The organism is Rhizobium sp. SEMIA 4085 (assembly GCF_013004495.1).
In the GTDB taxonomy this organism is placed as follows: domain Bacteria; phylum Pseudomonadota; class Alphaproteobacteria; order Rhizobiales; family Rhizobiaceae; genus Rhizobium; species Rhizobium gallicum.
In genome coordinates, this window is record NZ_JABEPH010000214.1 from 1 (window position 1) to 10,550 (window position 10,550).

Annotated in this window: 10 protein-coding genes; 2 read left to right on the forward strand and 8 right to left on the reverse strand. The window is 59.1% G+C overall.

Annotation, left to right across the window (positions count from 1 at the left end; translation table 11 throughout):
- Positions 1-999, reverse strand: a 999-nt coding sequence (locus C9413_RS20170; protein ID WP_170250817.1) for an ABC transporter substrate-binding protein, incomplete at its 3' end; no start/stop codon positions are given.
- Between the two features lie 226 nt (positions 1,000-1,225).
- Positions 1,226-2,014 carry an endonuclease/exonuclease/phosphatase family protein gene (locus tag C9413_RS20175; RefSeq protein WP_052451614.1) on the reverse strand — a complete coding sequence of 263 codons (789 nt, stop codon included), beginning with the start codon at positions 2,012-2,014 and terminating at the stop codon, positions 1,226-1,228.
- 65 nt (positions 2,015-2,079) lie between these two features.
- Here C9413_RS20175 and C9413_RS20180 point away from each other — a divergent pair, with 65 nt between their 5' ends.
- The gene (locus C9413_RS20180) at positions 2,080-3,051 is read left to right on the forward strand and encodes a lysylphosphatidylglycerol synthase domain-containing protein (RefSeq protein ID WP_039846207.1); all 972 of its coding nucleotides are present in this window, start codon (positions 2,080-2,082) and stop codon (positions 3,049-3,051) included.
- On the opposite strand, the gene C9413_RS20185 is transcribed toward C9413_RS20180, so the two are convergent.
- Positions 2,995-4,536 (reverse strand): phospholipase D-like domain-containing protein, encoded by a 1,542-nt coding sequence (locus tag C9413_RS20185; RefSeq protein ID WP_170250818.1) that lies wholly within the window; start codon positions 4,534-4,536, stop codon positions 2,995-2,997. The two genes, C9413_RS20180 and C9413_RS20185, sit on opposite strands and share 57 nt — an antisense overlap.
- 182 nt (positions 4,537-4,718) lie before the next feature.
- Between C9413_RS20185 and C9413_RS20190 the strand changes: the two genes are divergently transcribed.
- Positions 4,719-5,483 carry a TIM barrel protein gene (locus C9413_RS20190; RefSeq protein ID WP_039846209.1) on the forward strand — a complete coding sequence of 255 codons (765 nt, stop codon included), beginning with the start codon at positions 4,719-4,721 and terminating at the stop codon, positions 5,481-5,483.
- A gap of 111 nt (positions 5,484-5,594) precedes the next feature.
- On the opposite strand, the gene C9413_RS20195 is transcribed toward C9413_RS20190, so the two are convergent.
- The 5 genes from C9413_RS20195 to C9413_RS20215 form a co-directional block, all read right to left on the reverse strand.
- The gene (locus C9413_RS20195; protein WP_039846210.1) at positions 5,595-7,319 is read right to left on the reverse strand and encodes an ABC transporter substrate-binding protein; all 1,725 of its coding nucleotides are present in this window, start codon (positions 7,317-7,319) and stop codon (positions 5,595-5,597) included.
- A 77-nt stretch (positions 7,320-7,396) separates the two neighbouring features.
- Positions 7,397-7,678 carry a DUF2160 domain-containing protein gene (locus C9413_RS20200; RefSeq protein ID WP_039846211.1) on the reverse strand — a complete coding sequence of 94 codons (282 nt, stop codon included), beginning with the start codon at positions 7,676-7,678 and terminating at the stop codon, positions 7,397-7,399.
- Positions 7,679-7,689: 11 nt separating this feature from the next.
- Positions 7,690-8,517, reverse strand: coding sequence for a carbohydrate ABC transporter permease (locus C9413_RS20205; RefSeq protein ID WP_039846212.1), 828 nt, complete (start codon positions 8,515-8,517; stop codon positions 7,690-7,692).
- 10 nt (positions 8,518-8,527) lie between these two features.
- Positions 8,528-9,394, reverse strand: coding sequence for a sugar ABC transporter permease (locus C9413_RS20210; protein WP_170250819.1), 867 nt, complete (start codon positions 9,392-9,394; stop codon positions 8,528-8,530).
- Between the two features lie 2 nt (positions 9,395-9,396).
- On the reverse strand, positions 9,397-10,458 hold the full coding sequence (locus C9413_RS20215; RefSeq protein ID WP_170250820.1) for an ABC transporter ATP-binding protein: 1,062 nt from the start codon (positions 10,456-10,458) through the stop codon (positions 9,397-9,399).
- Positions 10,459-10,550: the final 92 nt, after the last annotated feature.

A 10,550-nucleotide genomic window follows, 5' to 3' on the forward strand; every position in this document is an offset into this window, starting at 1 on the left:
GTTGAAGGCCGACTGGAAGCTCTTGGAGAGCGTGGCTGTGGCAAGCGCGACCTGCGCGGCCTTGCGGTCGTCCGGCACATTGAACATGCCGAACATGTCGGAGTTGTAGATCACGCTGCCGTCCGTGCCCGGGAAGCGGTAGCAAAGGAAATCGGTATCCGGCGTCTTCTTCGCCGCCACGAATTCGCCCTTGGCCCAATCGCCCATGACCTGAACAAGTGCATCGCCCTTGATTACCATGGCGGTCGCCAGGTTCCAGTCACGGCCGGAGAAGTTCGGGTCGACATATTCCTTGATCTTGGCAAGGTTGTCGAAGGACTTCTTCATCGTGTCTGATTTCAACGACTCTTCGTCGAGGTCGTTGAAGGCCTTCTTGTAGAATTCCGGCCCGCCAGTGGAGAGCACGATCGAATCGAACATCGTCGCTTCCTGCCAGTTCTGACCACCAAGCGCCAGCGGAATGACGCCTGCAGCCTTGGCCTTTTCAAGCAGTGCGATCAGGTCGTCGAAGGTCTTGGGCTCCGTGCCGCCGATCTTTTCCATGACGGCCTTGTTGATCCAAAGCCAGTTGACCGAGTGCACGTTGACCGGAGCAGCAACCCATTTGCCGTCATAGACGGAGAACTTCTGAAGAGCCGCGGGAACAGACTTGTCCCATCCTTCCTTCGTCGCGGTCTCGGTGAGATCGCCCATGACACCTGCCTGCGCGTAGTCAAGCACCGTATAGCCGAGCATCTGCGAGGCGGTCGGATAGGTACCCGCCGCAACCATCGCCTTGAGCGCGGTCATGGCAGCATCGCCGCCACCGCCGGCCACCGGCACGTCCTTCCAAGCAAAGCCTTCCTTGGAGAGGTCCTCCTTCAGCACGTTGAGCGCCGCCGCTTCACCGCCGGACGTCCACCAGTGCAGCATCTGGACTTCCTTCACGTCGGCCGCGTATGTCGCAGTACCTGCCATCATCACGGCAGCAACGGCTGCCGAGCCCAAAAACTTGCGCATGATATTCCTCCCGTTCGCAAGTAAAGCGGCGAGACCCTCCTCGTCCGCCGATGTCTCCCGCAGTCGAAGCGGCAAACATGCCCCGCAACTCTCCCAGTCGCGGTTGATAATTTAAAGCGTTATAAAACGAGCGGCGTCAAGTCTTTCTCGACTCGTGAGAAAAATCGGCCTTTGTTGTATAAATTATTGAAAATATTTAACTTCGGCAGCCGCTTGCAGTGACCGCTTAGAACGAGATTTCCCTTCGCGTGATTGCCGCACCCGGCAATATGGTAGCCAGCAGCGGCAGGTGATCCGAGGCCCGGCGCACGAGCGGTGTCGCGGCAACCGTCGCAGATGTCACGCCAATCCCGTCCGACACGAAAATATGGTCGATCCGCAGGATCGGCAGCCGGGAGGGATAGGTCGGGCGGGGACGCCGCGCGGCGAGCAGCTGCGTATCGCGGAAATGCCGCGCCAGCATTTTGTAAGCCGGCGATGACGGGACAGCATTGAGATCGCCGCAGATGATCGCCGGAGCCGCCTGGAATTTCTGGCTTCCAATCCATTCCCTGCCGAGCAGCGTCGTCACCTGCCGCATCCGATCGATGCCGCGCAGGCCAAGATGCGTATTCAGCAAATTCAGATGAATTCCCGCCATTTCGATCTGCACCCATATCGCCCCGCGCATCTCGCCTACGGAGGGTAACGGCCCGGCTTTCATCAACCGGGTCGGCATGGCCGTCAGGATGGCATCGCCGTACTGCTCCTCCTCGACATGCAGCGCCGGATGAAAGTGGGCCTGCATCTTCAAGAGCGATGCGATCGCATGTGCCTGGTCGATTCCGCCCGTGCGCTTGCGGCCGACATCAAGTTCCTGCAGCGCGATGATGTCCGCGCCGGTTTGCGCGATCACATCGGCGATGCGCGCTGGTTCGATCCGCCGGTCGGTGCCGATGCAGCTATGCACATTGTAGGTCAGGATTTTCAGCTCGCCGCCGGTTGATTGCGGCGGAACGGGGGAGAATGTGCTCATCCCGGGGGAACTAGCTTTCAGCCTGTTTCGTTCCATCTTCGGAACTCCAACGAAACGGGGCATTTATGTCCATCAAACGCGTGCTTATCAATCTGGCTCTCGTCTTCTGCCTGATGCTTGCGGCCTTTCTTCTCTACAGGGTCTTCAGCCGTTACACCTTGAGCGACGTCTTGGAATCGATCGGCATGATACCGGGAGGCCGCATTGTCGGGGGCCTCTGCTTTGCGGCGGCCTCCTACCTCTGCCTGACCGGTTTCGACTGGCTGGCGCTGCGCTACGCCGGCAGACCGCTGAGCTATCCGAAGGCCGCCATTGCCTCGTTCACCAGCCTCTCGATCGGCCATAATCTTGGCTTTGCAGCGCTGAGCAGTGGCGCTGTGCGCTACCGCTTCTATTCTCGCTGGGGCTTGAATGCCGAAGAAGTTGCAAAGGTCATCCTGTTTTGCGGCGTGACCGTGGGCATCGGCCTTTCGGCCCTTGCAGGCATCGCCCTGCTCATCAATCCGCAGGATGCCGCAAGTCTTCTGAAACTCGGCCCGGCCAGTCTGTTCGCCCTTGGCTGCGCCTGTCTCAGTCTGCCCTTAGTCTATGTCACTCTGTCCGCCATCGTCCGCGCGCCGCTGCACGTTTGGAAATGGTCTTTCGAAATGCCCCGCCTGAAGCTCGCATTGGGCCAGGTCATCATCGGAACGGTGAATTTCATCTTCGTCGCAGCCTGCCTGCATCAGATGCTGGCCGTGCAGGGCCAGGCGAGCTACGTGCAGACGGCCACGGCCTACGTGCTTGCCAATATCGCTGTCCTCGTTACCCATGTGCCTGGCGGTCTAGGCGTCATCGAGGCCACGGTCGGCTATGTCCTGCCCGGCGCCGCCTCGATAGGGGCACTGGTGGCCTTCAGGGTGATTTATTTTCTGATTCCGCTGCTGATCGGCCTGCCGGTCTTCGCGATCAGCGAAGTCGTCATTCCGAAGCCAAAACAGCTACCGTCGGAAGATCGCTCTCAACAGTCGGCTCATGCGCAGACGCAGCTTCTGTAGCGGCCGGTAAGGTCGCCGGGGGTCCACGAAAGCAGTTCCGATCATCGGCGATATCTCGCCTCTCGCAATATCGATCGCAAAGTGGCGAAGGCCGCGCTTGCGGATGTTCAGAGCCTCCATGGCATTGAGCAAGGACCGCTTCGCCGTCTCCATTTCTTTGACAGCTTCGCTCGTCGCATCGAGATGCTCGGCAATCAGCCGGTGGCGAAACGACATTATCGCCCGCCGGTGAGCAGCACTTTCCGCCTCGATCGCCAGGTCGCACTCCGTATCGAGCCCCTCCGAACGATTGTTGAGATTCGAAGAGCCGATGCGAATTAAACGGTCGTCGACGATGATTAGCTTCGAATGGATAACAACCTCCTGCTCGCCCCCCTTCCCGTCCGGGACCACCGGATACATCACGCGCAGCCGGTCATAGCGATCGATGCGCTTCAGCCTGCGGATCAGCCGGTCGCGGTTATGCCCCATTGCGAGCTTTTCGATCAGTCCGTGCGAGCTCTTCGTAACCAGAACAGCAATCTCCGGGCCATCTGCCTCCTTGAGGCGTTTCGCGATGACCCGCGCCACGCCGAAGGAGGCAAGATACTGGGTTTCGATATAGATGTATTTCCTTGCCGCATTTATGGCATCGCGCGTCAGCCGAAAGGCTTCAAACCGCCCGCGCTTGCCGATCCATCCTGGCTCGGTGAGTGCAATCGCCGCCGTCACATTCTCCAATTCCGGCGGGAGCGCATGCGGCCATGACACGCCGCCCGGCGGCGCTACTTCGACCAGCTTGCCGGTCGCCTGCTTCCACCGCCGGCGGCACACGTCGCCGATCAGCCGCGCAGCGCTGCCTGAGACCATCGACTGTATGTCATGCACCGGATCGTATGGCACACCGTCCGGAGCCCTTCTAAGCGGATTGTCGGCCCGATGATCAGGCTCATCCCAGCGCCGGGCGGTCAAATCTAGACCGCCGAGGAAACCGATGCTGTCATCGATCGAAACCAGTTTCTGATGGTGGCAGCCACGCACAGGATGGCGCAGATCGAAACGCAGGCTGATCTGCGGATGTGTGGAGAAGCCGTTTTCCTTGAAAAGCTTCAAGGATTTGCCGGAATAGACAGGTCCCATGCCCCAGATCAGTATCCGGATCTGCAGCCATGGATTTTCATCGGCAAGCGCCATTAGAAGTTCGCCGAGCGTTTCCGAGCTTTGATGTGGCCTCAGTCGGATATCGGGATTGAAATCCCAGCCGATGATCCAGATGGAATGTCTTGCCTGTCGCAGAACCTCATCAAGCGCTGCGAAATAAGAAGCGCCGTCAACCAGAAAAGCCGCCTTGTCCGCTTTGCCAGCTCGCCAGACGTTTCGCCCGTTGCGGATAATGCCGCCCGGAATGACCGAAAGAGCGTCGCGGCGCCGACGCGCGACCGTCGTGATATAATCAATTGCTTTTGTTGTCTTGCGGCTGTCGGATTCGGCTCGAAAATCGGTCATTCGCTGTCCAGCGCCCTTGAATATTATGCTCTGGAAACGCCCGAATTACGCGGCTTGTTCCCGGATGGGGCAAAAGCACCGGGTGTTCATCATGATGCGGCCGCAAATCTGCTCGACCGATGAAATCCGCATTTCCGCCTGCAGGTATTTGACGCATTGCGAAGGCAAAGGGAGAAATCATCATGCGCCAGTACTCAGCCTGCGTCGAATGGCTGTTCGCCGAACCCGGTGACCGTTTCGAAGACCGCATCTACCGCGCCAGGAAGGCCGGTTTGCCGGCAATCGAGTTCTGGCGTTGGACGGACAAGGATCTCGGCGCGATTTCCGCTGCCCTCAAGCAGACCGGCCTCGCCGTGTCCAGCATCGTGGCAGAGCCGATGATCCCGTTGACAGATGCCACCAACAAGCAAATGTGGCTGGAGGGACTGGCCGCGTCGGTAAAGGTCGCCCAGAGGCTCGCCGCTCCTATCCTCATTGCACAGGCAGGTGACTATCTCCCCGGCCGCTCGCGGCAGGAGCAGCGCCTTGCGCTGACGGCTGCGCTGCGCGCCGGCGCCGATATCCTGAAGGGCACGGGCGTGCGCCTCGGCGTCGAGCCACTGAACACCCGCATCGACCATATCGGTTATTTTCTGGAATCCACCCGCGAAGGACTCGACATCGCTGACGAGATCGATCGCCCCGAAATCGGGATCGTCTACGATATCTACCATTCGGCGGTGATGGATGAACGAACGGAAGATGTGATCGGCGAGCGGATTTCGCGCGTGTTTCATGTCCACGTCGCAGACCACCCGGGTCGCAACGAACCCGGCTCCGGCAGCATCGATCTGGCGCACCGCCTCAACTGGCTGTTTGACAAAGGATACGCAGGAAGCGTCGGACTGGAGTACCGCCCGCTTACGCAAGGCGTTATGGCGGTCAGAAATGCGATTGGCGTGCTTTGATAGAGATCCGCCGGCAAGCTGCGATGACGCGTCGTATCGGAAGCATATGGGTCGCGGCGGCCATTGCAGGGCGGGCCGGAAGCTCGTTTCTTCCGACCCGCCCGATGACGATCAGTTCGACTGCCAGCTCTTGACCAGTTCGTCGTAATTGACCGTTACCGGCTTTTCTTTCTCGTTCTCGACCTTCAATTGCGGAGCGAGGTTGCCCTTTGCGACGGCATCCTTGTTCCAGTATTCGAGATCCTGCTCTTCGGCGAGCTTCGGGCCGACATCGCCCTGAACGCCGGCGCGTTCCAGGCGCTGCAGTACCTTTTCCTGCTCGGCGCAAAGCGAATCCATGGCTTCCTGGGGGGTCTTCGCGCCCGAAGAAGCATCGCCGATCGCCTGCCACCAGAGTTGTGCGAGCTTCGGATAGTCCGGCACGTTGGTGCCGGTCGGCGACCACTGCACGCGGGCGGGCGAGCGATAGAACTCGACCAGACCGCCGAGCTTCGGAGCGCGTTCGGTGAAGCTCTTGTCACGAATGGTGGACTCGCGAATGAACGTCAGCCCGACGTGGCTCTTCTTCACGTCGACCGTCTTCGATGTGACGAACTGAGCATAGAGCCAGGCGGCTTTGGCACGATCGTCCGGGGTCGACTTCATCAGCGTCCAGGAGCCGGCATCCTGGTACCCGAGCTTCATGCCGTCCTTCCAGTAGACGCCGTGCGGCGACGGGGCGAAGCGCCACTTCGGCGTACCGTCCTCGTTCACGACCGGCAGGCCCTGCTTCACGAAATCGGCGGTGAAGGCCGTGTACGTAAACATCTGCTGAGCGATCTCACCCTGCGACGGAACCGGGCCAGATTCGGAGAAGGTCATGCCCTGGGCTGCCGCCGGAGCGTAGGCCTTCATCCAATCCAGATACTTCTGGATCGAATAGACGGCTGCAGGACCGTTGGTGTCGCCGCCGCGTGCGACGCAAGAGCCGACTGGACGCGAGTTTTCGTCTACCTTGATGCCCCATTCGTCAACCGGCTTGCCATTCGGAATGCCCTTGTCGCCGTTGCCGGCCATGGAGAGCCAGGCGTCGGTGAAGCGCCAGCCGAGCGACGGATCCTTCTTGCCGTAGTCCATGTGGCCATAGACCTTCTTACCACCGACCTCACGTCCGGTGAAGAATTCAGCGATGTCTTCATAGGCCGACCAGTTGACCGGCACGCCGAGGTCGTAGCCGTACTTCGCCTTGAAGTCTGCCTTGTTCTTCTCGTCGTTGAACCAGTCGTAGCGGAACCAGTAGAGGTTCGCGAACTGCTGGTCGGGCAGCTGATAGAGCTTGCCGTCCGGCGCCGTCGTGAAGGACTTGCCGATGAAGTCGTCGATGTCGAGGTTCGGATTGGTGACGTCCTTTCCCTCGTTCGCCATGAAGTCTGTCAGACTGCGTGCCTGCTGATAGCGCCAGTGCGTACCGATGAGGTCCGAGTCGTTGATGTAGGCGTCGTAGATGTTTTCGCCTGACTGCATCTGCGTCTGCAGTTTTTCAACGACGTCGCCTTCGCCGATCAGGTCGTGGGCGATCTTGATGCCGGTGATGGCGGTAAAGGCTGGTGCCAGCACCTTCGATTCATATTCGTGCGTTGTGATCGTTTCGGAGACAACCTTGATGTCCATGCCGGCGAAAGGCTTTGCCGCATCGACGAACCACTGCATTTCCTTTTCCTGGTCCGCACGGGAAATCGTCGAGAGATCGCCGACTTCCTTGTCCAGAAAGGCTTTCGCCTCATCCATGCCGGCATAGGCGGAACCCGCCATGGCCAGCAAGATGCCTGCTGTTGTCGCTAGTAAATGCCGTCGCATAGTATCCTCCCAGGGTTTGCGATTGCAGTCTTCACGTCTCAGGCGGCCAGTCCCCCGGCCATCTGTATTACCTGCCGTCACGCGTAGCGGAACACGCCGATGGCGTAGACTACGGCGAGGGCAAGAGCCCACCACAGGTTGGGCCCGACAAGGCCCAGCCATGCGAGATGAATGAATGCTGCACCGAGCAGCGAAATGAAGAGCCGGTCACCGCGCGTCGTTTCGAAACGCAGCACGCCGACCCGCGGCGAGCCCCCCGGCGCGAAATATTCCCACACGCTCATGCCGATCAAAAGCACGAGGATCGTCAGGAAGAACAGTGCCGTGGGCAGCGTCCACGCCATCCAGGAAAAGTTCATATCGATCTCCCTCAAACGCGCCCAAGAGCAAAGCCCTTGGCGATGTAGTTCCTGACGAAATAAATGACCAGCGCGCCCGGCACGATCGTCAGCACGCCGGCAGCAGCCAGCACGCCCCAATCCATGCCGGCCGCCGAAACGGTGCGTGTCATGATCGCCGAGATCGGCTTTGCAGCCGTGGTCGTCAGCGTGCGGGCAAGCAGCAGTTCGACCCACGAAAACATGAAACAGAAGAAGGCTGCGACGCCGATCCCGCTTGCGATCAGCGGCATGAAGATCTTCAAGAAGAAGCGCGGGAACGAATAGCCGTCGATATACGCAGTCTCGTCGATTTCCTTCGGCACACCCGACATGAAGCCTTCCAGGATCCACACTGCCAGCGGCACGTTGAAAAGGCAATGCGCCAGAGCAACGGCAACATGGGTGTCGATGAGGCCGAACGCCGAATAGAGCTGGAAGAAAGGAAGCGCGAAGACGGCCGGCGGTGCCATCCTGTTCGTCAGCAGCCAGAAGAACAGGTGTTTGTCGCCGAGAAACCGGTAGCGCGAGAAGGCGTAGGCCGCCGGCAGCGCTGCAAGCACCGAGATCACCGTGTTCATCACGACGTAGATGATGGAATTGATATAGCCATTGTACCAGGATGGATCGGTAAAGATCACCCTGTAGTTCCTGAGTGTCGGGTTCTGCGGCCAGAGCGAGAAGGCGCCGGTGATCTCGGCATTCTCCTTGAAGCTCATATTGATGAGCCAATAGATCGGCAGCAGCAGAAAGACGATATAGATCGTCGAGACGACCCAGGAGAAGTTGCCGGCGGGTTTGTATTTCATCGTGGTTTCCATGACCCTCTCCTCATGAATTCGCGTCGCTGCTGGTCATGACCGTGTAGAATATCCACGAGAGCAGCAGGATGATGAGGAAGTAGACAATCGACATGGCGGCTGCAGGCCCGAGGTCGAACTGGCCGACCGCCATCTTCACGAGATCGATGGAAAGAAATGTCGTGGAATTGCCCGGTCCACCACCGGTGACAACGAAGGGTTCTGTATAGATCATGAAGCTGTCCATGAAGCGCAGGAGCACCGCAATCAGCAGCACGCGCTTCATCTTCGGCAACTGGATATAGCGGAAGACGGACCAGCGCGAAGCGCCGTCTATCTTCGCAGCTTGATAGTACGCCTCGGGGATCGAAACGAGACCGGCATAGCAGAGCAGCACGACAAGGCTCGTCCAATGCCAGACATCCATGATGATGATCGTGATCCACGCATCAATAGGGTCGCGGACATAGTTGTAGTCAAGCCCCATCGCTTCCAGGCTGTGGCCGAGCAAGCCGATATCGACACGGCCGAAGACCTGCCAGATCGTGCCGACCACATTCCACGGGATGAGGAGGGGTAGCGCCATCAGCACGAGGCAGACAGGCACGCCAATGCCCTTTTTGGGCATGTTGAGCGCGATGAAGATGCCAAGCGGGATTTCAAGCGCCAGGATGATGAAGGAAAATAGCAGGTTTCGCTGCAGGGCTTCCCAGAAGCGGTCGGAATGCAGGATGTCGTCGAACCAGTCGGTGCCGGCCCAAAAGAACTCGTTGTTGCCGAAGGTGTCCTGAACTGAATAGTTCACGACCGTCATCAGCGGAATGGCCGCCGAAAACGCGACGAGCAGCAATACCGGCAGGACGAGAAAACAGGCCTTGTTGTTCCAGGTCTTTTCCATGATCAGCCCTCCCTGCCGACCCGCCACGATCCGGCGTAGATGCTGATCGCATCCGGATCGAAGCTGACGCGCGCATCCGCGGGAATTTCCGCATCTTCCGGCACGACGATGGCGATCGGCTGATCCGCAAACCGCGCGCGAACGATCTTTTGCCTGCCGATATCCTCGACCTTTGAAATCGAGACGGGCATGCCTTCACGGCCGAGGCGGATGAATTCGGGACGGATGCCAAGTTCGACCTTGGCCGCACCATTCGTTTTCGGCGCGTAGCCGAGACTGATCGTCTCACTGCCAATCTTGACGGTATTGCCGGCAACTTCCGCTGGCATGACATTCATCCCCGGCGAGCCAATGAAATAACCCACAAACGTGTGGCTCGGGCGTTCGAATAGTTCCGTCGGCGTGCCGATCTGCACGATTTCTCCCTCATACATGACGACGACCTTCTCGGCGAAGGTCAGTGCCTCCGTCTGGTCGTGGGTCACATAGACCATCGTGAAACCGAACTGCTTATGCAGCCGCTTCAGCTGCGACCGCAGCACCCATTTCATGTGCGGATCGATAACCGTCAGCGGTTCATCGAACAAAATGGCGTTGACGTCGTTTCGCACCAGACCGCGGCCAAGCGAAATTTTCTGTTTCTGATCGGCCGTAAGCCGCTGCGCCTTGCGCTTGGCCCAGTCCGCAAGATCGATCATCTCGAGAATTTCACGAACGCGCCGATCGACGTCGGCCTCCGAAACACCTCGGTTGCGAAGCGGAAAAGCGAGATTGTCGTAGACCGTCATCGTGTCGTAGATGACGGGGAACTGGAAAACCTGCGCGATGTTGCGGGCTTGCGTCGATAGCATCGTTACGTCCTGGCCGCCGAACAGGATGCGCCCGTGCGAAGGCTGCAGCAGACCGGAGATGATGTTGAGAAGCGTTGTCTTTCCGCATCCTGACGGGCCAAGAAGCGCATATGCGCCGCCGTCGGTCCACTCATGATCGACTTCCTTCAGGGCATAGTCCTTGTCCGTCTTCGGATTGGGTCCGTAGGCGGGGCGGATATGGTCGAGAGTGATCCGTGCCCTTTTGTCCCCCTATGCCGCTACTGTCTGTTATAAAAATCTGAGGCTGCCGACGAGCGCGCAGGGGAAGAGACAGGGGGAGTGGG

What these genes read in the sequence shown, in the direction of transcription:
- C9413_RS20200 (WP_039846211.1), bottom strand. Translation starts at nt 7,678, where the DNA reads ATGAACTTTTCCTGGATGGCGTGGACGCTGCCCACGGCACTGTTCTTC.
- C9413_RS20175 (WP_052451614.1), bottom strand. Translation starts at nt 2,014, where the DNA reads ATGAGCACATTCTCCCCCGTTCCGCCGCAATCAACCGGCGGCGAGCTG.
- C9413_RS20195 (WP_039846210.1), bottom strand. Translation starts at nt 7,319, where the DNA reads ATGCGACGGCATTTACTAGCGACAACAGCAGGCATCTTGCTGGCCATG.
- C9413_RS20180 (WP_039846207.1), top strand. Translation starts at nt 2,080, where the DNA reads ATGTCCATCAAACGCGTGCTTATCAATCTGGCTCTCGTCTTCTGCCTG.
- C9413_RS20190 (WP_039846209.1), top strand. Translation starts at nt 4,719, where the DNA reads ATGCGCCAGTACTCAGCCTGCGTCGAATGGCTGTTCGCCGAACCCGGT.
- C9413_RS20210 (WP_170250819.1), bottom strand. Translation starts at nt 9,394, where the DNA reads ATGGAAAAGACCTGGAACAACAAGGCCTGTTTTCTCGTCCTGCCGGTA.
- C9413_RS20185 (WP_170250818.1), bottom strand. Translation starts at nt 4,536, where the DNA reads ATGACCGATTTTCGAGCCGAATCCGACAGCCGCAAGACAACAAAAGCA.
- C9413_RS20205 (WP_039846212.1), bottom strand. Translation starts at nt 8,517, where the DNA reads ATGGAAACCACGATGAAATACAAACCCGCCGGCAACTTCTCCTGGGTC.